This window comes from Flexivirga oryzae (genome assembly GCF_014190805.1).
Taxonomy (GTDB): domain Bacteria; phylum Actinomycetota; class Actinomycetes; order Actinomycetales; family Dermatophilaceae; genus Flexivirga; species Flexivirga oryzae.
The window spans coordinates 783,355-804,673 of record NZ_JACHVQ010000001.1 but is presented as its reverse complement, the minus strand read 5'-3'; the positions used below and the strand labels follow the sequence as shown (position 1 = coordinate 804,673).

General features: G+C 69.2%; 24 protein-coding genes. 11 read left to right on the top strand and 13 right to left on the bottom strand.

Annotation, left to right across the window (positions count from 1 at the left end; genetic code table 11):
• Position 1: 1 nt before the first annotated feature.
• The gene (mtrA, locus tag FHU39_RS24010; RefSeq protein ID WP_343065728.1) at positions 2 to 682 is read right to left on the bottom strand and encodes an MtrAB system response regulator MtrA; all 681 of its coding nucleotides are present in this window, start codon (positions 680 to 682) and stop codon (positions 2 to 4) included.
• A gap of 117 nt (positions 683 to 799) precedes the next feature.
• On the opposite strand from mtrA, the gene FHU39_RS24005 reads away from it, so the two are divergent.
• Positions 800 to 1,168: a hypothetical protein gene (locus tag FHU39_RS24005; protein WP_246336154.1), complete on the top strand. Its 369-nt coding sequence runs from the start codon at positions 800 to 802 to the stop codon at positions 1,166 to 1,168.
• Here FHU39_RS24005 and FHU39_RS03620 read toward each other — a convergent pair.
• Positions 1,165 to 1,824, bottom strand: coding sequence for a response regulator (locus tag FHU39_RS03620; protein WP_183319052.1), 660 nt, complete (start codon positions 1,822 to 1,824; stop codon positions 1,165 to 1,167). The two genes, FHU39_RS24005 and FHU39_RS03620, sit on opposite strands and share 4 nt — an antisense overlap.
• Positions 1,821 to 2,594, bottom strand: a complete 774-nt coding sequence (locus tag FHU39_RS03615) for a sensor histidine kinase (protein WP_183319050.1) — start codon at positions 2,592 to 2,594, stop codon at positions 1,821 to 1,823. Before FHU39_RS03615 ends, FHU39_RS03620 begins: the two co-directional genes overlap by 4 nt.
• A 206-nt stretch (positions 2,595 to 2,800) precedes the next feature.
• On the opposite strand from FHU39_RS03615, the gene FHU39_RS03610 reads away from it, so the two are divergent.
• Positions 2,801 to 4,135, top strand: coding sequence for an FAD-binding oxidoreductase (locus tag FHU39_RS03610; protein ID WP_183319048.1), 1,335 nt, complete (start codon positions 2,801 to 2,803; stop codon positions 4,133 to 4,135).
• On the opposite strand, the gene ahcY is transcribed toward FHU39_RS03610, so the two are convergent.
• The 3 genes from ahcY to FHU39_RS03595 form a co-directional block, all read right to left on the bottom strand.
• On the bottom strand, positions 4,129 to 5,565 hold the full coding sequence (gene ahcY, locus FHU39_RS03605; protein WP_183319046.1) for an adenosylhomocysteinase: 1,437 nt from the start codon (positions 5,563 to 5,565) through the stop codon (positions 4,129 to 4,131). The two genes, FHU39_RS03610 and ahcY, sit on opposite strands and share 7 nt — an antisense overlap.
• Positions 5,566 to 5,667: 102 nt before the next feature.
• Positions 5,668 to 6,207: a DinB family protein gene (locus FHU39_RS03600; protein ID WP_183319044.1), complete on the bottom strand. Its 540-nt coding sequence runs from the start codon at positions 6,205 to 6,207 to the stop codon at positions 5,668 to 5,670.
• Positions 6,200 to 6,742 (bottom strand): TetR/AcrR family transcriptional regulator, encoded by a 543-nt coding sequence (locus FHU39_RS03595; RefSeq protein WP_183319042.1) that lies wholly within the window; start codon positions 6,740 to 6,742, stop codon positions 6,200 to 6,202. Before FHU39_RS03595 ends, FHU39_RS03600 begins: the two co-directional genes overlap by 8 nt.
• A gap of 52 nt (positions 6,743 to 6,794) precedes the next feature.
• Between FHU39_RS03595 and bioB the strand changes: the two genes are divergently transcribed.
• The 6 genes from bioB to FHU39_RS03565 all read left to right on the top strand — a co-directional run bounded on the left by bioB (position 6,795) and on the right by FHU39_RS03565 (position 12,074).
• Positions 6,795 to 7,865 (top strand): biotin synthase BioB, encoded by a 1,071-nt coding sequence (bioB, locus tag FHU39_RS03590; RefSeq protein WP_425484756.1) that lies wholly within the window; start codon positions 6,795 to 6,797, stop codon positions 7,863 to 7,865.
• Entirely contained in the window at positions 7,858 to 9,177 is a 1,320-nt protein-coding gene (locus FHU39_RS03585; RefSeq protein WP_183319040.1) for an adenosylmethionine--8-amino-7-oxononanoate transaminase, read from the top strand. Before bioB ends, FHU39_RS03585 begins: the two co-directional genes overlap by 8 nt.
• Positions 9,174 to 10,307 carry an 8-amino-7-oxononanoate synthase gene (locus tag FHU39_RS03580; RefSeq protein WP_183319038.1) on the top strand — a complete coding sequence of 378 codons (1,134 nt, stop codon included), beginning with the start codon at positions 9,174 to 9,176 and terminating at the stop codon, positions 10,305 to 10,307. The genes FHU39_RS03585 and FHU39_RS03580 overlap by 4 nt, the downstream gene beginning before the upstream one ends.
• Positions 10,304 to 10,972: a dethiobiotin synthase gene (bioD, locus tag FHU39_RS03575; RefSeq protein WP_183319036.1), complete on the top strand. Its 669-nt coding sequence runs from the start codon at positions 10,304 to 10,306 to the stop codon at positions 10,970 to 10,972. Before FHU39_RS03580 ends, bioD begins: the two co-directional genes overlap by 4 nt.
• A gap of 293 nt (positions 10,973 to 11,265) precedes the next feature.
• Positions 11,266 to 11,631: a nuclear transport factor 2 family protein gene (locus tag FHU39_RS03570; RefSeq protein WP_183319034.1), complete on the top strand. Its 366-nt coding sequence runs from the start codon at positions 11,266 to 11,268 to the stop codon at positions 11,629 to 11,631.
• Complete coding sequence (locus tag FHU39_RS03565; RefSeq protein ID WP_221185114.1) at positions 11,628 to 12,074, top strand: GNAT family N-acetyltransferase; 447 nt, start codon at positions 11,628 to 11,630, stop codon at positions 12,072 to 12,074. The genes FHU39_RS03570 and FHU39_RS03565 overlap by 4 nt, the downstream gene beginning before the upstream one ends.
• Before the next feature lie 10 nt (positions 12,075 to 12,084).
• On the opposite strand, the gene FHU39_RS03560 is transcribed toward FHU39_RS03565, so the two are convergent.
• On the bottom strand, positions 12,085 to 13,410 hold the full coding sequence (locus tag FHU39_RS03560) for an HNH endonuclease (protein ID WP_183319032.1): 1,326 nt from the start codon (positions 13,408 to 13,410) through the stop codon (positions 12,085 to 12,087).
• Between the two features lie 124 nt (positions 13,411 to 13,534).
• On the opposite strand from FHU39_RS03560, the gene FHU39_RS03555 reads away from it, so the two are divergent.
• Entirely contained in the window at positions 13,535 to 13,987 is a 453-nt protein-coding gene (locus FHU39_RS03555) for a protein-tyrosine phosphatase family protein (RefSeq protein ID WP_183319030.1), read from the top strand.
• Between the two features lie 2 nt (positions 13,988 to 13,989).
• Entirely contained in the window at positions 13,990 to 14,430 is a 441-nt protein-coding gene (locus FHU39_RS03550) for an NUDIX hydrolase (RefSeq protein WP_343065727.1), read from the top strand.
• Here FHU39_RS03550 and FHU39_RS03545 read toward each other — a convergent pair.
• Both FHU39_RS03545 and FHU39_RS03540 read right to left on the bottom strand, forming a co-directional pair.
• The gene (locus FHU39_RS03545) at positions 14,412 to 15,350 is read right to left on the bottom strand and encodes a DUF808 domain-containing protein (RefSeq protein WP_183319027.1); all 939 of its coding nucleotides are present in this window, start codon (positions 15,348 to 15,350) and stop codon (positions 14,412 to 14,414) included. The two genes, FHU39_RS03550 and FHU39_RS03545, sit on opposite strands and share 19 nt — an antisense overlap.
• A 48-nt stretch (positions 15,351 to 15,398) precedes the next feature.
• The gene (locus FHU39_RS03540) at positions 15,399 to 16,769 is read right to left on the bottom strand and encodes a mycothione reductase (RefSeq protein ID WP_183319025.1); all 1,371 of its coding nucleotides are present in this window, start codon (positions 16,767 to 16,769) and stop codon (positions 15,399 to 15,401) included.
• 152 nt (positions 16,770 to 16,921) lie between these two features.
• On the opposite strand from FHU39_RS03540, the gene FHU39_RS03535 reads away from it, so the two are divergent.
• Entirely contained in the window at positions 16,922 to 18,127 is a 1,206-nt protein-coding gene (locus FHU39_RS03535; RefSeq protein WP_183319023.1) for an MFS transporter, read from the top strand.
• Here the strand turns inward: FHU39_RS03535 and FHU39_RS03530 are convergent.
• Genes FHU39_RS03530 through FHU39_RS03515 form a run of 4 tightly spaced genes read right to left on the bottom strand, consistent with a single transcriptional unit; the run spans position 18,124 to position 21,308 of the window.
• Positions 18,124 to 19,308 carry an SIS domain-containing protein gene (locus tag FHU39_RS03530; protein WP_183319021.1) on the bottom strand — a complete coding sequence of 395 codons (1,185 nt, stop codon included), beginning with the start codon at positions 19,306 to 19,308 and terminating at the stop codon, positions 18,124 to 18,126. The genes FHU39_RS03535 and FHU39_RS03530 overlap by 4 nt on opposite strands.
• Positions 19,309 to 19,321: 13 nt before the next feature.
• Positions 19,322 to 19,528, bottom strand: coding sequence for a Trm112 family protein (locus tag FHU39_RS03525; protein WP_183319019.1), 207 nt, complete (start codon positions 19,526 to 19,528; stop codon positions 19,322 to 19,324).
• Positions 19,525 to 20,943 (bottom strand): phosphomannomutase/phosphoglucomutase, encoded by a 1,419-nt coding sequence (locus FHU39_RS03520; RefSeq protein WP_183319017.1) that lies wholly within the window; start codon positions 20,941 to 20,943, stop codon positions 19,525 to 19,527. The genes FHU39_RS03525 and FHU39_RS03520 overlap by 4 nt, the downstream gene beginning before the upstream one ends.
• Positions 20,944 to 20,954: 11 nt before the next feature.
• Positions 20,955 to 21,308, bottom strand: coding sequence for a DUF3499 domain-containing protein (locus tag FHU39_RS03515; protein ID WP_343065726.1), 354 nt, complete (start codon positions 21,306 to 21,308; stop codon positions 20,955 to 20,957).
• Positions 21,309 to 21,319 lie beyond the last annotated feature (11 nt).

Genomic DNA, 21,319 nt, shown 5'->3' with positions numbered 1-21,319 from the left:
GTCAGGCCTTTCCGGCCTTGTAGCCGACCCCGCGCACGGTGAGCACGATCTCGGGGTTCTCCGGGTCCTTCTCGACCTTGGACCGCAGCCGCTGCACGTGGACGTTGACCAGCCGGGTGTCACCGGCGTGCCGGTAGCCCCACACCTGCTCCAGCAGGGTCTCGCGGGAGAACACCTGCCACGGCTTGCGCGCGAGCGCGACCAGCAGGTCGAACTCGAGCGGGGTCAGCAGGATCGTGCGGTCCGAGCGCTTCACGACGTGCCCGGGCACGTCGATCGTGAGGTCGCCGAGTTGCAACGTCTCGGCCTCCGACTCGTCGCCGCGCCGGAGCCTGGCGCGCACCCGCGCGACGAGTTCCTGCGGCTTGAACGGTTTGGTGACGTAGTCGTCGGCACCTGACTCCAGGCCCAGCACCACGTCCACCGTGTCGGTGCGTGCCGTGAGCATCACGATCGGGACCGTCGACTCGGCCCGGATCTGGCGGCACACCTCGACACCGTCGATCCCGGGCAGCATGACGTCCAGCAGCACGATGTCCGGCTTGCTGTCCTGGAAGGCACGCAGCGCGAGATCACCCGCGGAGCAGACGGTCACCTCCAGGCCCTCCCCCTGGAGGATGATGCTGAGCATCTCGGCGAGCGATGGGTCGTCGTCGACGACGAGGACGCGTCCAGTGGTCACGTGTGTCGATCCTTTCGCGAACGAGCCGCACCCCCCGTAGCGTTGCGGCGTTGGGACAAGGGTATGTCGTGGCGGGGTTCCGGCGCCGCACCACCGCGTGCGCAGTAGTGTCGGGGGGTGAGCATCAAAGTCGATCCCGACGGTCTGTCCGCGGCGCTGGCCGACTACGGCAGCGCCCACGTGCTGTCCACCGACGGCAGCCAGGTCCGGACGGTCTGCGCGGACGTCGACCTGGTCGACGGCGTCTTCCACGTGCCGTGGAGCAAGAGCACCGCCAGGAACATCGGCGGTCATCCGACCGTCACCCTGCTGTTCCCGCCGCCGCAGCACCACGGCTACTCACTGATCGTCGACGGCACCGCCGACGACACCGGTGAGGAGCTGCTGGTGACCCCGACCAACGCCGTCCTGCACCGGCCCGCGTCCCACGCCGACGGTCCGATCGCACCGGGTGGCGCGTGCGAGCACGACTGCCGGCACATCTAGCCGCTCGCGGTCGCCAGGCCGGCCTGGAACGCGAACACGACCAGGCCCGCCCGGTCGCGGGCGCCGACCTTGGTCATCGCCCGGCTGACGTGCGTCTTCGCGGTCATCGGGCTGATCACCATGTGTTCGGCGATCTCGTCGTTGGTCAGACCCTGGGCCACCAGTGCGACCACTTCCCGCTCGCGGTTGGTCAGCTCGGCCGCCGCGTCGGCGTCCAGGTGGGTCTCCGGGCGCGCCACGAACTCGCTGATCAGCCGGCGGGTGATGGCCGGTGACAGCAGGGCGTCGCCGGCCATCGCGACACGGAGCGCCTGCAGCAGGTCGGCGGGTTCGGTGTCCTTCATCACGAACCCGCACGCCCCGGCCCGCAGTGCGTTGAACACGTATTCGTCGATGCCGTAGTTGGTGAGCATCACCACGTGGATGTCCGCGCTGCGCGGGTCCGCCACGATGCGACGCGTCGCCTCGATGCCGTCCAGCTGCGGCATCTGCACGTCCATCAGCACGATGTCCGGCCGGTGCTCGGTCGCGAGCTGCACGGCCGCCAGGCCGTCGGCTCCTTCGGCGACGACCTCGATGTCGTCCTCGGCGTCGAGCAGTGCCCGGATGCCGCTGCGGATCAGCGCCTGGTCGTCGACCAGCACGACCCGGATCACGACGCGGAGCCCGCGGGCAGCTGGGCCAGCACGCTGAAACCGCTGTCCGGCCCGGGCTCGGCCCGCAGGGTGCCGCCGACACCGGTGACGCGTTCACGCATGCCGACCAGGCCGTAGCCGGGCACCGCCGACGGGCGGGCCGGACCCGTGCCGTCGTCGTCGACACGGACGGTCACCGTGTGCTCGTCATACACGACCTCCACGGTGACCGAGGCGTCGCCCGCGTGCCGGACGGCGTTGGTCAGCGCCTCCTGCGCGACCCGGTAGGCGACCCGGTCCACCTCGGTGGGCAGGCGGCGTACGGCGCCGCGCACCCGGTAGGTGGTGGCCAGGCCGGCCGCGCGTGTTCGTTGCACGAGGGCCGGCAGCCGGTCGAGTCCGGCGCGCCCGCCGGCGTCCGAATCCTCCCGGCGCAACACGTCGAGCGTGGCCCGCAACTCCCGGGCCGCGTCCCCGCTCGCCTCCTGGATGGCGAGCAGCGCCTCCGATGGCTCGCCGCCCTCCTTACGCGTCAGGTGTGCCGCCACTCCGGCCTGCACCTTGATGACCGAGATGCTGTGGGTCAGCGAGTCGTGCAGTTCGCGCGCGATGCGCAACCGTTCCTCCGCGGCCCGGCGACGCGCCTCCTCCTCCCTCGACCGCTCGGCGGCCTCGGCGCGCTGCTCGGCCTCGTGCAGCCGCGCCTTCCACTGCAGCCCCGCGATGACGCCGACGGCCCCGAAGAGCATCCAGCCGACCCCGGCGGCACTGACCGTCCGTGCTTTGACCATGCTCACGAGCTTAGGAGGATCGGCGGCCCGGCACGTCCCTCCGCGGGAGTAGTCCGCGACTACTCCTCGCGCGGTAGCCCGGCTCGCCGTCCGGCACCCCGACCCGACGCCGAAGTGACTCCCCTGGGGCGATGCGCCAGTGGGTACGCCCGGGCAGCCTTGTGTGACAACGAATTCCACCCACGATCCACCTCGAAGGAGAGACCATGGTCTTCAATCCGACCACGTTGCCCGACTCGTTGCGTCCCGGTGACGAGGGGTATGACGAGGCATCGCGTGTGCTCTTCGCGACAGGTCGCCCCGCCGTGGTGATGCGTCCGGAGACGAGGGGCGAGGTGGCGGATGCGGTGCTGCACGCGCGACGGGCGGGAATGCCGCTCGCGGTCCGTGGCGGTGGCCACGGCCTGCTCGGCCACGGGACGGCCGACGGCGGCCTGGTGCTGGACCTCGCACGGCTCGATCACGTCGTGGTGCTCGACAAGGGACGCCGCATCGTGCGCGTCGGTGGCGGCGCGACCTGGGGCCGGGTCGACCGCGTGTTGCGTCCGCTCGGCTGGGCCATCTCGTCCGGTGACACCGCCGGGGTCGGTGTCGGGGGTCTCACGCTCGGCGGCGGCTTCGGTTGGATGGTGCGCAGACACGGGTTGGCGATCGACAATCTGGTCGCAGCCCGGGTGGTCCTCGCGGACGGTTCGATGGTCACCGCTTCTGCGGCACGGCACCCCGAGTTGTTCTGGGCGCTGCGCGGTGGCGGCGGAAACTTCGGCGTGGTGGTCGACTTCGACTTCCGCGCGGCCGTCGTCCCCAGCGCGCACTTCGGCGAGATCGTCTACGGTGCAACAGATCCCGCGACGGTGCTGCGCGGCTGGCGTCATGCCATGCGGCGGGCGCCCGTCGAGCTCACCAGTGCGGTCGTCCTGCCACCCACCGGCATGCAGGACGCGCCGTCCGCGACGGTCATGCTGTGCGTGACGGGTTGCGGTGAGACGCAGGCGGATTCGGTGATCGACCCGCTGCTGGGCCTCGGTGAGGTCACGCGTGCCACCATCGAGGAGCGGTCGTACGGCGACATCCTCGAGCCGGGCGGCCCGCTGCCGGCCGGGCTGCGGTTGTTCGCACGCAACATGCTGGTGCGCCGGCTGGATGCGTCGGTGCTCGCCGCCGTGGACCAGTTCCGGCGCCGGTCGGCGATGTCCAGCGTGATCATCCGGTCACTCGGTGGCCGGTTCGGACGGATTCCCAGTGCCGCCACGGCTTTCCCACACCGGGACGCCGAGGCGATGGTGCTGGCCATGGCGATGGTTCCGGAGTCTGCTGCCGGTGCCGAGGCGGAGTTCGACGCGGCGTGGGCCGGGCTCGCGGCCCACCGCCACGGGGTCTACCTCAATTTTCAGGGACGCGCGAGAGCGGACGACCTGGCCGCGGCATACCCGCCGGCGACCTACGCGAGGCTGGTCGAGGTGAAACGGAGGTACGACCCGGACAACGTCTTCCGGCACAATCACAACATCGCGCCGGAAGACGTCCGGAGGGCTCAGTAGCGGTAGTGGTCCGGCTTGTAGGGGCCGGCCACGTCGACGCCGATGTATTCGGCCTGCTGCTTGGTGAGCTCGGTCAGCTGGGCGCCGAGCGCCGGCAGGTGCAGCCGGGCGACCTTCTCGTCCAGGTGCTTGGGCAGCACGTAGACCTGCTTGTCGTAGTCGCCCTGCTTGGTGAACAGCTCGATCTGCGCGATCGTCTGGTTGGCGAACGAGTTGGACATCACGAAGCTCGGGTGGCCGGTGGCGTTGCCGAGGTTCATCAGCCGGCCCTCGGACAGCACGATGATCGAGTTGCCGCCCGGGAAGGTCCACTCGTGGACCTGGGGCTTGATCTCGGTCTTGACGATGCCGGGGATCTTGGCCAGGCCGGCCATGTCGAGCTCGTTGTCGAAGTGACCGATGTTGGCGACGATCGCCTTGTTCTTCATCTGCTGCATCTGCTCGGCGGAGATGATGCCGAAGTTGCCGGTGGTGGTGATGAAGATGTCACCCTGGCCGATGACGTCGTCCAGGCGGGCGACCTGGAAGCCCTCCATCGCGGCCTGCAACGCACAGATCGGGTCGATCTCGGTGACGATCACCCGGGCACCCTGGCCGGCGAGGGCCGCGGCGCAGCCCTTGCCGACGTCGCCGTACCCGCAGATGACCGCGACCTTGCCGCCGATCAGCACGTCGGTGGCGCGGTTGAGGCCGTCGATCACCGAGTGGCGGCAGCCGTACTTGTTGTCGAACTTGCTCTTGGTGACCGAGTCGTTGACGTTGATCGCCGGGAAGAGCAGGTCACCGGTCTTGGCCAGCTCGTAGAGCCGGTGCACGCCGGTGGTGGTCTCCTCGGTGACACCCTTGACCTGGGCCGCGATCTCGGTCCACTTCTGCGGGTCCTGCGTGAGGGTGCGGCGTACGAGCGCCTTGAAGACCTGGAACTCCTCGGCGTCCTCGTCGGTGGTGGCCGGAACGGCCCCGGCGGCCTCCCACTCCTTGCCCTTGTGGACCAGCATGGTGGCGTCGCCGCCGTCGTCGAGGATCATGTTCGGGCCGTCGCCCCCCGGCCAGCTGAGGGCCAGGTCGGTGCAGTCCCAGTACTCTTCGAGAGTCTCGCCCTTCCAGGCGAAAACCGGTGACCCCTGCGGGTTCTCGGGGGTGCCGTGCGGGCCGACGACGACCGCTGCGGCCGCCTCGTCCTGGGTGGAGTAGATGTTGCACGAGGCCCAGCGGACCTCGGCGCCGAGCGCGGTCAGCGTCTCGATGAGCACGGCGGTCTGCACGGTCATGTGCAGGGAGCCGGTGATCTTGGCGCCCTTGAGCGGCTGGCTCGCGGCATACTCCTCGCGCAACGCCATCAGGCCGGGCATCTCGTGCTCGGCGAGGCGCAGCTGGTGCCGGCCTGCTTCGTGCAGGCTCAGATCTTTGACCTTGAAGTCGAAGGACATGGGTGTCCCTTTCCCTGATCGTTGCTGTCGGTTCCTCGCCGGCGCGCCCTTCTGGGCTGCTGTCGCACAAGGGTCATCACCCACGCCGGTGCGCCCGGAAGTCTACCGTTCCGGCACCTGGGCACCCACATCGTGCAGGTGGTGTGCCAGGTCGTGCAGGCAGTACTGCCCCAGGGTGAGGACGGTGAAGTGCGAGCCGTTGCTGCGCAGCCCGCGCCGCTGCCACGCGTCACCACGCACCTCGTCGTAGTCGTCGGCGAGCGCGCCGGCGCCCGCTTGTATGGCGTCCGCGACCGCGAGCGGATCCTCCAGTGCGTAGTTGCCGGCTTCCGCGGCGGCGTCCTGGTCCCAGTTCTCGAAGACGGCGTCGTCGGTCGTCAGCATCAGCGTCAGGCGGTCGTCGAAGACCCTGCAGACGTCGCGGACGTGGGCGCCGTACTCCAGGCGGGACCACTTGTCGGGCGTATCCCGCACATTGGCGTCCGGTGACGCGAGCAGCCGCGTCCAGGGGTCGGCGGCCGCGCGGATCAGCGCGCCGAGCTGGTCGCCGGTGACCTGCGAGGCGTCGAAACCACATTCGGGGCAGCGTCTTTCGATCACCCAGGTCCAGTCCTTGGTGTCCGGGGCTATTGCATCAGCCATGGGCGCTCCTTGGTTGTGGTGTTGCGGTGATGGCGGCCAGCGCGAGCTCGAGTCCGTGGTCGAACGCGGCCGCGGCGCCGCGGGTGGGCAGGTCGGCGAGTCGCCTGTTCTGTTCGTCTCCGACCGACCCGAGCACGTGGTGGACGAGCAGATCGGTTGCTGCGCCAGGATCCGCGGCGAGCTCCCCGACCAGTCGGCGCAGCTGCCCGAAGACCGGGCTGGAGTCCGGGTCGAGCGCATAGCCGAGCGCGACCACGTCCGAGCCGTCCGGGACCGGCAGCACCGCGGCGCGGATCGCCTTCGCGAGCCGGCGGATGTCCGTGACCGGGCTGCCGCTGCCCCTGATCGTGATCTCGGAGAGCACCCGGCCCGCGACCTGGACGAGCAGCGTCTGCTTGTTGTCGACGTGCCAGTAGAGCGCACCGGGCTGCACCTGGAGTTCGCGGGCGAGGCGGCGCATCGTCAGGTCGGCGAGGCCGTGCGTGCGCAGCAACTCGACGGCAGCATCGATCACCTCGTCGTGCGTCAACGCCATCCGTGGCACCTCCGGCTCGCAGGTGTGTCGCCCGTCACGGCATACTTGAACGGTGTTCAATACCGTGACGTCGCTCGACGACCGTGTCAGTGAGATTCTTGCAGGCGACCCGGCAACGCCCGAGGACGCGCTCGCCGTGCTGCTGACGCCGGACCAGGACGTGCTCGCCCTCACCGCGTCCGTCGCACGGTTGCGGCGCCGCTATTTCGGCGACACGGTGAAGGTGAACTACCTGGTCAACCTCAAGTCCGGCCTCTGCCCCGAGGACTGCCACTACTGCTCGCAGGCGCTCGGCTCGCAGGCGGACATCCTGAAGTACAAGTGGCTGCGGACCGACGAGGCGATCGACCAGGCCACGGCGGGCGTGCGCGGGGGCGCGTCACGGGTCTGTCTGGTCAGCAGCGGGCGTGGCCCGACGAACCGCGATGTCGACCGGGTGAGCGCGATGGTCAGCGCCCTGAAGGACAGTCACCCGCAGGTCGAGGTCTGTGCGTGTCTCGGCCTGCTGCAGGACGGCCAGGCGGAGAAGCTGCGGGCGGCCGGCGTCGATGCGTACAACCACAACATCAACACCGCTGAGTCGCATCACGATTCGATCGTGACGACACACACCTACGCCGACCGCGTCGACACCATCGGGAAGGCGACGGAGGCCGGCCTCTCCCCCTGCTCCGGACTCATCGCCGGGCTCGGTGAGACCGACGAGCAACTGGTGGAGGCACTCTTCGCGTTGCGTGAACTGGACTCCGCCTCGATCCCGGTCAACTTCCTGATGCCCTTCGACGGGACCCCGCTGGAGGGCACCTGGGAGCTCACGCCGCTGCGCTGCCTGCGCATCCTGGCCATGGCGCGAATGGTGTGTCCCGACAAGGAGATCCGCATCGCTGGCGGCCGGGAGCTGCACCTGCGGTCACTGCAGGGGCAGGCCCTGCACCTGGCGAACTCGATCTTCCTCGGCGACTACCTGACGTCCGAGGGCCAGGCCGCCACGGACGACCTGGCGCTCATCGAGGACAACGGCTTCGCGGTGCTCGGCGCGGAGGCGACGCCGGAGCGGGACGCGGGTCGTGATCCGTCCATCCGCCGTCGCGGTGCGGGCACCGGACTGCGACCCAATGCCTGAGCGTGCGCTGCTCGACCGCGATCAGGGACTGGTGTGGCATCCGTATGCACCGCTGGACGGGCCTGCACCGTATGTCGTTTCGGCCGCGTCCGGGGCACGGTTGACCCTGCAGTGTGCGGACGGAACGGTGACCGAGGTTGTCGACGCCATGGCGTCGTGGTGGTGCGCGGTGCACGGCTATCGGCACCCGGTGCTGGACGGGGCCGCACACGCACAGGTCGACAGTTTCAGCCACGTGATGTTCGGCGGACTGACGCACGAGCCGGCGGTCGGCCTCGCGGAACGGTTGGTCCGCCTGGCACCGGGCCCGATGGCGCACGTCTTCTTCGCCGACTCCGGGTCGGTCTCGGTGGAGGTCGCACTGAAGCTGGCGCTGCAGTACCAGGCCGCGGTGGGCCGACCCGACCGGCAGAGCTTCCTAACAGTGCGCGGCGGTTATCACGGCGACACCTTCGCGGCGATGAGCGTGTGCGACCCGGTGGACGGGATGCACTCGGCCTTTCCGGGCGTCCTCGCGACCCAGGTCTTCGCGCCGCGGCCACCCATCGCGGTTCTCGACGCCGACGGACGATGGGAGTCCGACGAATCCGCGATGGCGAGGTGGGAGTCGTCCTTCCGGGCTCTGGCGGCGGCGCACGCCGGTGAGCTCGCGGCGATCATCGTGGAGCCGATCCTGCAAGGGGCGGGCGGGATGCGGCCCTACCACCCGCGCTGCCTGCAGGTCATGCGTGAGGTGGCCGACGAGCACGGCATGTTGTTGATCGCCGACGAGATCGCCACCGGATTCGGCCGCACCGGAACGCTCTTCGCGTGTGAATGGGCAAATGTGTCGCCGGACGTCATCTGTGTGGGCAAGGCCCTCACCGGCGGCTACCTGTCGCTCGCGGCAGTGCTGACGACCGCGCAGGTCGGCGCCGCGATCACCGGGTCCCCTTTCCGTGCACTGCTGCACGGACCGACCTTCATGGCCAATCCGTTGGCCTGCGCCATCGCGAACGCCTCCCTCGACCTGCTCGAGCGCACCTGGAGTCGCGATGTCGCACGTGTGGGCGACGCGTTACGGCATGGTCTGGCTCCGGCGACCGACCTCACCTCCGTGGTGGACGTGCGCACCGTCGGCGCCGTCGGCGTCATACAACTCGGGCGACCTGTCGACGTGCCGGCGGTGACCGCTGCCGCGGTGCGGAACGGCGTGTGGGTCAGGCCGTTCCGCGATCTGGTCTATGCGATGCCGCCATACATCTGCAGCGACGAGGAGGTCGCAACGATCTGTCGTGGCATGGTGGCGGCGGTCGAGGAGGTGCACGGATGAGGTGGTCCGCATGGCTCGCGGAGCGGGACGCGCTGCGCGCGGAACGTGGTGTGCAACGCGCTGATCCGGTCGTTCGGGACGACACGATCGTCGACCTGGCTTCGAACGACTACCTGGGGTTGTCGCGCGACCCGCGGGTGATTGCCGGTGCTGTGGAGGCGGCCGAGCGATATGGGGCGGGCGCGGGCGCATCACGGCTGGTCACGGGCACACTTCCGGTGCATCACGAACTCGAAGCGAGTTTGTGTGGGTTGACCGGTTGGCCTGCAGCCCTTGTCTTTTCGACCGGGTATGCCGCGAACCTCGGCGTCGTGAGCGCTCTCACCGGACGGGGTGCGCACATCCTGTTGGACGCGCACGCGCATGCCTCGCTGCACGATGCGGCCAGAATGTCACGATCCCCGTACGAGACGTTCCCGCACAACGATCCTGGCGCGCTGGACGCGCGGTTGCGGGCACTGGACGGTGTGCGTGTCCTGGTCGCGGTCGAGTCGATCTACTCGGTCCTCGGGGATGCCGCGCCGGTCGACGAGCTGTATGCCGTCTGTCGCGCCCACGGCGCCCTGCTGGTGGTCGACGAGGCACACGGGATCGGTGTCGCCGGTGCCGGCCGCGGGCTCGTGCATTCTCTCGGTCTCGCGGGAGCGTCGGACCTCGTCCTCACCGCGACCCTGTCGAAATCCCTTGGCTCACAAGGTGGCGCCGTGCTGACCGACGGGACGGTGCGCGACCACCTGGTGAACTCGGCACGCTCGTTCATCTTCGACACCGGGCTCGCGCCGGCCGCGGCGGGCGCTGCGCTGGTGGCTGCCCGGTTGGTCAGCGCCGACCCCCTCCTGGCGCGTGCGGTCCACGAACGTGCCGCGGTCATCAGCGAACGTTGCGGCATCCGACCGGCCGCAGGAGTGGTGCAGTCGTTGCCGACGCCCGATCCGGCGACCGCGGTGGCCGCTCGGGAAGCGTTGCGTGCCAACGGGGTTCTGGTCGGGTGCTTCCGTCCGCCGAGCGTGCCGGACGGTGTGTCCCGGCTGCGCATCACGGCGCGTGCGGATCTGCCGCTGTCCGCCGTGGACGACGCCGCGACGAAGATCGCCACCGCCGGTCGCCGGTGCACACAGGTTGCGCAATGAGCGTCATCGTGGTGAGCGGGACCGACACCGACGTCGGGAAAACCATTGCTACTGCGGCGATTGCTGCTTCCGCCGGCGAGCGAGGATCCTCGGTCGTCGTGTACAAGCCGACGCAGACCGGTGTCGCCTGTGACGAACCGGGTGACGTGGCGGTGGTGGAACGGCTGACCGGTGTGCGCGGCGAGGACGGTGCGCGACTGGGGGCGGCGATGGCGCCGCGACCCGCGGCCGCGTTGGAAGCGGCAGCACTCCCGTCGCTCGAGGAACACGTCGGCCGCGTCCGGCAGCTCGAGACGTCATACGACCTCGTGCTCGTGGAAGGTGCCGGCGGGTTGCTGGTCGAACTCACGGACGCGGGCGAGACCATCGCCGACCTGGCGCACGAGTTGGCCGCTCCAGTGGTCGTGGTGGCGCGGTCGGCGCTCGGGACGCTGAATCACACGGCGCTCACGCTGGAGGCGTTGGAACATCGCGGGGTGCACCCGCTGGGTGTGCTGATCGGGTCCTGGCCGCTGACACCCTCGGTGGTCGAGATCAGCAATCGTGAGGCGTTGGATGCCGGCGCGGTGCCGCTGCTCGGCGCCATACCGGCTGGTGCCGGTGCACTGTCACGCGACGAGTTCGTCGCAGCCGCGGAGAGCTGGCTGCCTGGACTACCCCGCTAGTCGCGCCAGAGCCAGCGCAGGTCGTCCGGTTGTCGAGCACGACCGCTGCGCGCACGTCGTCCTCGGGGTCGAGGTACCACCAGCCGTCCTGGAAGCTGTCGGTGATCGTGAAATCTGTTGTGACGCCTTGCGGTACGTCATCGCGGCGCATAGAGGCGGGGCCGTGCTCGTACACGACATCGGTCTGATCGATGGGCAGTGGCGTGTACGGCACCCTGATGGTCATGCTGCTCAGGCTACGGTGCCGGCCGAGACAGCCAAGAGCTGTCGGCCCACCTGGTTAGGCTCCGGACATGGCGACCGCAGAGGAACTGCTACGAGAGTTGTGCGCGCGGATCAACGCGCACTCGTGGGACGCATTGGCCGAACTGCTGCACGCGGACTTCGTCTGCCGTTACGTGCACACGGGCGAGAGGCTCGACGCTGAAGGCTGGGTGCGTCTCAACGCCGAATACCCGGGGTTCGAACGGTTGGAGGTCCTCGATGTCGTGGCCGCCGGTAACCGTGCGGTGTGCCGCGCCCGCATCGTCGGCGGATCGCACGGCAGCACCGAGGAGTTCCAGGTCGCCAGCTTCATCACCGAGCGCGACGGTCTGATCGCCGAACTCACCGAGGTGTGGGCGGACGTCGGCGCCGAGCCTCCGGAGGGCACACGATGACATCACCACTGACGATTTCTCTCGTCACGGAGCCGTCGCGCGAGTTGTACTCCGCGATCGTGCGATTGACGACCGAGCTGTCGTCGTCGGCGCCGCCTCTGTCGTACGACGAACTCACCAGCCTGATCACGCACGATGCGACCGACCTGTTCGTGGCCGAGAGCGGGCAGGAGGTGATCGGGATGCTGACGCTGGCCACGTTCCCCCTCCCCACCGGCATTCGTGCCTGGATCGAAGACGTCGTGGTGTCGAAGGACGCCCGGGGTACCGGTGCGGGAAGCATGCTGGTTCGCAGGGCTGTCGATCAGGCGGCCGAGCACGGCGCTCGGACTGTCGATCTCACCTCACGACCAAGCCGCACTGCGGCGAACCGTCTCTACCAGCGGCTCGGCTTCGAGCGTCGCGAGACCAACGTCTACCGGATGAGTCCGCGAACTCACTGAGGTCGCGCGACTAGTTCTCGTCGGGCCGCAGATGTGGGATGGCCCAGTGTGTCCAGGTGATGTCGATCAGGGTGCGCTCGACGTGTGATCTGCTGGGCGGCGGCTGCCCGGGTGGGCTCGGTGGGTGACTGGTCGCTGCGAGCCCACCCGTGGAGACGGTGGTCTCGGTGGCATCTCCGGTCACCTGCAGGTCGGGGTGTTCTTTGGTGAGGTTGCACCGTGCACACAGGCCCTGGCCGTTGCGTTCGTTGGTCGGCCCTCCGTGAGCGTGGGGAGTGATGTGATCAGTGTGCCGGATCGGTGCGTTGCAGAACGGTGTGCGACAGGTCTGGTCGCGCAGCCTGATGAAGTCGGCCAGCAGCCCGGTGTAGGTGCGTGCCCGCGACTCCATGCCAACCAGATCACCGGTGTCGGGGAAGGTGAACAACCGCCGCAGTTGCACCGCCCGCTCGGGGTCGGCGACCCAGTCGCGGGCCAGGTCGGCCGGGATCGGTCCGTAGCCGGGCACGTAGGCAGGTATGTCGCCGGTCAGGGTGTCCAGTGGCATCACCAGGTTGACCTGCACGTCCACACCCTCGTCGCGACTGTGGCCGGTGACGCGTTCGACCAGGGTGTCGGCCATCACCTGCCCGCGCGGGTGCTCGGGTGTGGCATGCGTGTTGGCGAACGCGGACAGTGCCGCATAGCACGCGACGCCGTCCTTGACCGGCAGCAGCGCGGTCAGCCGGGTCATGCTGTCCGGGGCCGGCCGCAGGCTGACACGGCGTTCGGACTCGGCCCGTGCCCGGCGGGCGGTGACGGCCACCGGATCCAGCCGGTAGGCGTGCTCGCGGGCCGTGGCTGCAAGGCGGGTGTGGCTGACGGTGCCGAGTTGGTCGGCCACGGCCTCGTCCACCGCAGCCCGGTCGTCCCGGGTCAGGCACGCGGTCTCGCGACACAGCGCGGTAGCGTCCCATTCGGTGATGACCCCGGCGGCCAACGCGTCACCGGTGTGCGGCATCTCCCGGGTCACCGCGTGCGCCAGACCGAGCAGCCGGGAGCCCAGGTGCGGAGCACACCGGCGGGCCAGGGCGACCTGGGAGCCGACCAGTCGGGCGGTCTCCGCCCGATCGACGCCGCGGGCCACGTCCAGTGCTTGTTGTTGCTCGTGCGCGGCAACCGTCAACCGCGCCTGCAGCGCACTCAGAGAGTTCTTCAACTCTTCGCAGGCCCTGATCTGGTCCAGCAACTCTTCGTCACCCGCGGGACCGGAGAGTCGCTGGTGGAACGCACGCAGCGCAGCGGCGTCCAGGACGTCGTCGACACCTGACCCACTCCCCTGCAGTGCTTCGCTCATGTGTTCGATTATCTCATGAAACATGCTGTAATTCAACGGTTTTCGACCACCAATGTTGTCCACATCGCCAACTCGGAACGCAGCCTGTCGACAGGCCCGCAGGCACGGGATCTACGGTGACTCCATGAGTCTCTGGAGCGCGACCGACGACCGCGTCCTCACCCTCCCGTCGGGGCGACTGGTGCGCGGCCGCGGATTACAGGCGCACCCGGAGATGACGCCGGATCCGGACTTCGGCGTTTACCTGCTGCACGCGCCCGTCGAGGGCGCGACCTGGCAACACCGGTGGGTCGACTGGCCTGACTTCGGCGTACCCACCGACCCGGAGGATGCCGACCTGGCTCTCGCCGAAGCGTGGCGCCGTGCGGCCGACGAACGCGTCGAAGTGGCCTGCATGGGCGGCCTGGGCCGCACCGGCACAGCGTTGGCCTGCCTGACGATTCTCGACGGCCTGCCGGCTGCCGACGCGATCGCCTACGTGCGCGCCCACTACGAACACGGCGCGATCGAAACCCCCGGACAGGCCGCCTACGTCGCAGATTTCGCGGCGCGTCACCAACAACCGCATCCCGCGTAGCCGTGCCGACCCAACGTCTGGTCCGCCCAGGAGCGTATGTCGTATGTGCTCACCACGGCCGAGTCCTATTGTCCCACCAGGTGTCGGCCGGTCCCGCGCAAGGGAAGTGGACGCTACCCGGCGGTGGCATCGAGTTCGGCGAGGCACCGGCAGATGCCGCCGTGCGCGAGTGCGTGGAGGAAACCGGGTTGACTCCAGTCATCGGACAGATCCTCGGGATCCACTCCAACACCTACGATTCCGACGACGGCATCGAGCGTCACGGCATACGGATCCTGTATGCCGGCAGCTTCGCCGAGGGCGCTCCGGCAGCCGTCAGCCCGGAGGACGGGGAGATCGACGAAGTCGGCTGGTTCCCCTGCGACGCGCTGCCCCGCCCCCTCACCGACTGGGCGGTCATGGGCGTCCGGCTCGCGGGTGAGGCTCAGCTCTCCGACGGCTGAACGCGCTCTCCGCGTCGCGGCAGAACATGCAAGATCGCCACCACGATGGCACCGACGATCGCTCCCAGCACCGCCGAGAAGAACGTGTTCACAACCCAACCCAGCGTCGCGCCGAGGAAACCGGTGGCGTCGTGGACCGCGTGCTCCACGTGGTGCACCAGGCTGTATGGCGCATGCCAGCCGATCTCGTCGAAGCCGCTCAGCAGGATGTGGCCGCCGACCCAGAGCATCGCAACGATGCCCACCGTCGACAACACCGCCATCACCTTCGGCATTCCGGTGACGAGGCCGCGGCCGATCCGTTCGCGCGCGCCGGTCGCCCCGTCGGCGAGGGCGAGGCCGATGTCGTCCATCTTCACGATCAGCGCCACCACGCCGTACACGAGCGCGGTGATGAGGAACGCCACGACGATGAGGATGAACGCCCGCTCCAGGAACGGTTCGTGATCGACCTCGTTGAGCGCGATCACCATGATCTCCGCGGACAGGATCAGGTCGGTCCGGATCGCCCCGGCGACGACCTTGCCCTCGTCCTTGGGGCCGTCGTCGGCCTCCGCGTGATGGCCCGACAACGCCTCCCAGATCTTCTCGGCGCCCTCGTACGACAGGTAGGTGCCGCCCAGCATCAGGATCGGCGTCAGCGCCCACTCGGCGAACTGACTGAGGATCAAGGCGACCGGCAGGATGATCAGGAGCTTGTTGCGCAGCGATCCGATCGCGATCTTCTTGATGATCGGCAGTTCGCGCTGCGCCGACAGGCCCTCGACATACCGCGGGGTGACCGCGGTGTCGTCGACGACGACACCGACCGCCTTGGCGCTCGCCTTACCGGTCGCCGCACCCACGTCGTCGAGCGACGCCGCAGCGAGTTTCGCGAGCGCCGCGACATCGTCGAGCAGCGCAACCAGTCCGCCAGCCATGCGCGAAGTCTATGCAGGAAACGTTCAGCGACCGCACACCGGCGAGGGTCAGTCGAACTCGAGACCCAGCAGGGCGTTCTCGACGACCTCCGCGAGCGCCGGGTGGATCCAGTACTGCCCGCGGGCCACCTCGGGCGCCGTCTGCCCGAAGCTCATCGCCTGGATGATCGGCTGGATGAGCGTGCTCGCCATCGGCCCCATCACGTGCGCGCCGAGGATCAGCTTCGTACGGCGATCCGCGACGACCTTGAAGATGCTCGTGGTGTCCTCCATCGCCCAGCCGTATGCCGTGCCACCGAACTCCTGCACCTTGACCGTCACGTCGGCCCCCGACTCGCGGGCTGCCGCCTCCGTCATACCGACCGAGGCGATCTGTGGATGGGTGAACACCGCCGAGGGCACGAATCGGTGGTCGAACGCCTGCAGGTCGTCCGGGTGCACCAGGTTGTGCGCGACGACCCGCGCCTCGTGGTTGGCGACGTGCTTGAGCTGGTATGGCGAGCTGGCGTCGCCGAGCGACCACACACCCGGCACGTTCGTCCGGCCGAACTCGTCGACCGTCACGCGGCCGTCGGATTCGGTGGCTATTCCGGCTTTTCCGAGCCCGAGACGCTCGGTGTTCGGACGCCGTCCGGTCGCGACGAGGAGCAGCTCGGCACTGACCAACTCACCCGATGCGAGCTCCAGCGCGACCTCGCCGGCGGAACTCTTCGCGCCGACGACCTCGGCGCTCAGGTGCACGTCCCACTGACGATCCGCCAGTGCCGTGAACTCCGCACTGATCCGCTCGTCCTCCTTGCGCAGCATGCGCGCTCCGCGCGTGACCACCCGGACGTCCACCCCGAGCGCGCTGAAGACGTGCGCGAACTCGGAGGCGATGAAGCCGCCACCGAGGATGACGATCGAGGACGGCAGCTCGTCGATCCGCATGATTGTGTCACTGGTGTGGAAGGGAACGCCGGACTGCGAGATCGCCTCCGGGACAACGGAATGTGCGCCGGTCGCGATGACGATCCGGTCGGCGGTGACCTCGTCGACATGGTCACCGACCTGCACACGCAGTTCCCGGGGACCGACGAATTCGGCATGCCCGAGGTAGGCCGTGGTGTTCGGCCCGTTGACCCGGTAGTCCCGCCCGCCGGCCTCGATCGGATCGATCCGCCCGAAGATGCGATCGCGGATGTCACGCCACCGCACGCCGTCCAGGGTGGAGTCGACGCCATACGTCGCCGATCCGCGGATCGTGTCGGCCACCTCTGCGGCATACACGAACATCTTGGTCGGGATGCAGCCGACGTTGAGGCATGTCCCGCCGAAGAGGCCCTCCTCGATGACGGCCACCCGTTTGTCGTCGAAATCGGGTGTCACGAGTGAGTTACCGGAGCCAGTGCCGATGATGGCCAGGTCGAAATGCGTCACGACTCAAGGGTATGTCGACGCGGCCCGGACACACGCCTCCCCCACTCGGCTCCGCCGGCGCGAGTCCAACGCTGCGGCCGACCCACTCCTGATCGGTCCCATATTGCGAGAAGTATGTTCACAATCCGGACGACCAGGAGCAGGCTGGCTCCATGACGGAGGGGACGCACTGGAGGCGCAATCTCTTTGTCTGTGTGGGTGGTTCGTTCACCACGATCGTCGCGATGACGATGCTGATCCCCTACCTGCCGATCTTCGTCGAGCAACTGGGCGTGCACGACCAGGCATCGGTGCTCCGCTGGTCGGGCATCGCCTACAGCGCGACGTTCTTCACGGCAGCCCTGACGGCGCCGGTATGGGGCGCGCTCGGCGACCGCTTCGGCCGCAAGTCAATGCTCATCCGCGCCAGCCTCGGAATGGCGATCGTGATGTCGTGCATCGGCCTCGCGCAGAACGTCTTGCAGCTGGTGGCGCTGCGCCTGCTCACCGGGCTGCTCGGCGGCTACGCCTCCGGGTCGACCATCCTGGTGGCCGCACAGACACCGAAGCACCGCAGCGCGTGGGCGCTCGGCATCCTCTCCGGCGGGGTCATGGCCGGCAACATCGTCGGACCGCTGTTCGGTGGCTTCGCCCCGGAACTGGTCGGCGTCCGCACCACGTTCTTCGTCGCCGGCGGGTTGATCTTCCTGACTTTCATCGCCACCACTACCCTGCTGCACGAGGACCGGAAGCCACCGCGCAGCAAGGACGCACGTCCGGGCCGGACCTGGGCACAACTGCCCCAGCCAGCGATCGTCGCGATGCTGCTGGCCACCTCCAGCCTGCTGCTGTTCGCCACCATGTCCGTGGAGCCGACCATCACCGTCTTCGTCGAGGAGTTGATGCACGGATCGGGCCACGCGTCGTTCGGCGCCGGCGTGATCATGGCGCTGGGCGCCGCGGGCAGCATCGTCTCGGCACCCAGGCTCGGGCGGCTCGGAGACCGCATCGGCCACCTCACGGTGATCACCGGGTCGCTCTTCGTCGCCGGCCTGCTCCTGCTCGCCCAGGCCGCCGCACCGAACGTCGTCGTGCTGGCGATCTTGCGGCTGCTCATGGGCGCCGCGCTGGGTGGTCTGATGCCCGCCATCACCGCCGCGATCCGTCACCGGGTGCCCGATCGCGTCGTGGGCCGTGTCCTCGGCCTGTCGGTGTCGGCGCAGTACGTCGGGCAGGTCACCGGACCGTTGATGGGCGGCTATGTCGGGGCGCATCTCGGGCTGCGGCCGGTGTTCGTCATCACCGCGCTGGTGCTGCTCGCGGTGGCCGTCGCGGACACCGCGCTGATCGGTGCGAGGCCGACAGCGGCCGGCTCCTAGAGCTGTCCGGAGGTCCGGTCGCGCAGGTCCGCAACGTGCGGTGAGACCGCCGGGTCGACGCCGAGCCCCAACGCCAGGTAGGTCGCCGCGAAGTCCGTGAGGGACATCAACTCGGCCAGGCGTTCCACCGAATGTCCTTCAGCCGCAGTGGATTCGATCACATGGGCACCGGCCGCTCGCGCCGTGCCGAGCACCGCCTCGGTCAGGGACTGCGCGGCGTCGCTCTCGGGGGTCGGCGGCCGGACGGGCGCGTCGCGCAACATCATCAGGCCCAGCTTGGGTTGGGCCGGCGCGTCCAGGAAGGGGTCGGCGAAGATGTCCGCCTGGCGTGCCGTCGAGGCTCCGGCGCCGCCACCCGCGGTGAACGGGCCGTCGAAGCAGGCGACCACCTGGGACGCCGCGTCCGGCAACTCGCCCCAGGTCGCGGGGATGCGTGCGGTCTGGGCGAGCATCGCCGCCGCCCGCCGTGCCGCCACTCCGGCCAGGGCGCCGTCACCGAGCACCACCGGCACGGTCTCCGCGGCCTGCAGCGCGATCAGTTTCGCCGGGTTGACGAACGACTCCGACGACGGCCGGCAGGCTTCGGCCTGCTCGTCCAGCCGACGTGCGACGTCCGGAAGGACCGACGCGGGCACGTCGATGAGGCCGAGACTGTCGCCGGCCATCAGCACCGGCGTCAGCAGGGACCACAACGAGGTGCGCGACGAGGCACGCCCGTGCCCGACCCCGATGTGGACGCCGCGTGCCCGATGACTCACCTCCGCCAGGGGCGAGTCCTCGGCGCCGACGGTGAGCAGGGCCGCACCCCGCCGGGCGGCCTCCCGCGCGACGGCCACCGGCCCCTCGGCGCGACCGGACAGCGAGACGGCGATCACCAGATCGAGCGACCCCACCCAACCCGGGATCGGCAGGTTGCGCCGCACGGTCACCGGCACCGGGGAGGAGGGTTCGGCGAGCATCTCCAGGACATCGGCCACGACGGCGCTACCGCCGAGCGCCGCCACCACGACCGATCGCGGCCGGTCCCCGTAACTCACCCGGTCGATGCCACCCTCGGTGGACAGCGTCACCGCCTCGCGCACCTGCGCGCCGGCGGTCGCCAGAGCTCGTAACGTGTCCCGTGAGTCGCGTCGCGCCAACTCGTCCGGATCGTCCAGGCAGGCCTCGTCCAGGTAGGGCATCGTGGCGCTCGAATCAGACTGTGAACACGCGGGACTCGTCGACGAGGAGCACTGGTATGCCGTCCTCGATCGGATAGCCGCGTCGCTGCCCCGGACCGCCGCAGTCCACAGCGCACTGCAGCTCCGGCCGGCCGTCGGGCCGGGTGCCGTCGACGAGTTCGTGCAATCCGACGGGGCAGCGCAGGATCTCGCGCAACCAGGTGTCGATCTCCACAGTCATGCTCGGGTCTCCTCGCGAATCTGCTGCAGGGCGCTGTCCCGCACCCGTTCCATGGTTGCACGATCCACCGCTTCGACGTTGAGTCGCAGCAGTGGCTCGGTGTTGCTGCCGCGTACGTTCAGCCACCACATCGGCTCGTCCTCGTGGGTGAGCGTCAACCCGTCCAACCGGTCCTCGACAACCCCTTCGTCCACGGCCCAGGCCCGGACACGCTCGGTCGCCGCCGCGGCGTCACCGACCCGGGAGTTGATCTCCCCCGAGGCGACATACCTGCTGTATGACGAGGCCAGCTCCGACAGGGGGAGCTCCTGCTCACCGAGCGCGGCCAGCACGTGCATGGCGGCCAGCATCCCGGTATCGGCGAACCAGAAATCCTTGAAGTAGTAGTGCGCCGAGTGCTCGCCGCCGAAAACTGCCTGATGCGAGGCCATCTCGGCCTTGATGAACGAGTGGCCGACCCGCGTGCGCACCGGCTCGCCGCCGCACTCGGTGATGATCTCCGGCACCGCCCTGGACGAGATGAGGTTGTGCACGATGCGCGCACCGCGACCGGCCTTGGCTATCTCGCGGGACGCGACCAGGGCGGTGACCGCCGACGGGCTGACCGGCTCGCCCCGCTCGTCGACCACGAAACACCGGTCGGCGTCGCCGTCGAACGCCACCCCGGCATCGGCGTGATGTTCGACCACCGCGCGCTGCAGGTCACGCAGGTTCTCCGGCTCCAACGGATTGGCCTCGTGGTTGGGAAAGGTGCCGTCGAGCTCGAAGAACAACGGCACCACGTCGATCGGCAACTCCGGCAGTCCCGCCGCGGTGCCGAGCACCGCCGGGACGGTGTGACCGCCCATCCCGTTACCGGCGTCCACGACGACCTTCAACCGGCGGTTGCCCGACAGGTCGACCAGACCCCGCAGGAATGCGGCGTAGTCGCCCAGCAGGTCACGACGATCGATCGACCCCTGCCGGTCTGCCGTCGACCGGCTCGACGGGTCGTCCAGCCAGCCCTGGGCGAGCTCAGTGATCTCGGTGAGCCCGGTCTCCCGGCTCACCGGCCGGGCGCCCTGCCGGCACAGTTTGATGCCGTTGTACTGCGCCGGGTTGTGACTGGCCGTGAACATCGCGCCCGGCAGGTCGAGGGCGCCGCTGGCGTAGTAGAGCCCGTCGGTCGAGCACAGCCCGACCAGTACGACGTCGAGTCCCTGCGACGTGACCCCGCGTGCGAACGCGTCGGCCAACGACGGCGAACTCGGCCGCATGTCGTGCCCGATGACGACCGCCGACGCCCCCTCGGGCACGGCCACCACCGCGGCGAAGGCAGCGCCGATCGCGGCGGCGACCTCGTCGTTCAGCTGATCGGGCACGAGCCCGCGAACGTCATACGCCTTGCAGAAGTCGGCGAGCCTCGGTGCTGTCACAAGTGGCGAGCTTATTCCCTGCCCGGCAGTACAGTCAGGACCGGTCGCTCCCCCGCGCGCGGTGCCTGCGGGGCCGGCCGGGGTGGCTCCGCTGCCGCCCGCACCGCGTCCGCCAGTGCGAGCAGGTCGTCGGGGGTCGGCTCGGGCTCCGTGAGGTCGATGGCCAGTCGCACGACGTTCCAGCCGCGCGGCGCGGTCAGCCGCGTGGTGTGATCGGCGCACAGGTCGTAGGTGTGCGGCTCGGCGAACGTCGCGAGCGGCCCGAGCACCGCCGTCTGATCGGCGTGCACGTAGGTCAGAGTGGCGACCGCGACCGACTTGCAGGCAGTGCGAGAACACAGGCGCTTCACTCTGGGACCGGTCACGTTGCTCGACT

Coding starts and splice junctions, on each gene's coding strand:
- FHU39_RS03615 (WP_183319050.1), bottom strand. CDS start 2,594: ATGGTCAAAGCACGGACGGTCAGTGCCGCCGGGGTCGGCTGGATGCTC.
- FHU39_RS03610 (WP_183319048.1), top strand. CDS start 2,801: ATGGTCTTCAATCCGACCACGTTGCCCGACTCGTTGCGTCCCGGTGAC.
- ahcY (WP_183319046.1), bottom strand. CDS start 5,565: ATGTCCTTCGACTTCAAGGTCAAAGATCTGAGCCTGCACGAAGCAGGC.
- FHU39_RS03600 (WP_183319044.1), bottom strand. CDS start 6,207: ATGGCTGATGCAATAGCCCCGGACACCAAGGACTGGACCTGGGTGATC.
- FHU39_RS03595 (WP_183319042.1), bottom strand. CDS start 6,742: ATGGCGTTGACGCACGACGAGGTGATCGATGCTGCCGTCGAGTTGCTG.
- FHU39_RS03585 (WP_183319040.1), top strand. CDS start 7,858: ATGCCTGAGCGTGCGCTGCTCGACCGCGATCAGGGACTGGTGTGGCAT.
- FHU39_RS03580 (WP_183319038.1), top strand. CDS start 9,174: ATGAGGTGGTCCGCATGGCTCGCGGAGCGGGACGCGCTGCGCGCGGAA.
- bioD (WP_183319036.1), top strand. CDS start 10,304: ATGAGCGTCATCGTGGTGAGCGGGACCGACACCGACGTCGGGAAAACC.
- FHU39_RS03570 (WP_183319034.1), top strand. CDS start 11,266: ATGGCGACCGCAGAGGAACTGCTACGAGAGTTGTGCGCGCGGATCAAC.
- FHU39_RS03565 (WP_221185114.1), top strand. CDS start 11,628: ATGACATCACCACTGACGATTTCTCTCGTCACGGAGCCGTCGCGCGAG.
- FHU39_RS03560 (WP_183319032.1), bottom strand. CDS start 13,410: ATGAGCGAAGCACTGCAGGGGAGTGGGTCAGGTGTCGACGACGTCCTG.
- FHU39_RS03555 (WP_183319030.1), top strand. CDS start 13,535: ATGAGTCTCTGGAGCGCGACCGACGACCGCGTCCTCACCCTCCCGTCG.
- FHU39_RS03545 (WP_183319027.1), bottom strand. CDS start 15,350: ATGGCTGGCGGACTGGTTGCGCTGCTCGACGATGTCGCGGCGCTCGCG.
- FHU39_RS03535 (WP_183319023.1), top strand. CDS start 16,922: ATGACGGAGGGGACGCACTGGAGGCGCAATCTCTTTGTCTGTGTGGGT.
- FHU39_RS03530 (WP_183319021.1), bottom strand. CDS start 19,308: ATGCCCTACCTGGACGAGGCCTGCCTGGACGATCCGGACGAGTTGGCG.
- FHU39_RS03525 (WP_183319019.1), bottom strand. CDS start 19,528: ATGACTGTGGAGATCGACACCTGGTTGCGCGAGATCCTGCGCTGCCCC.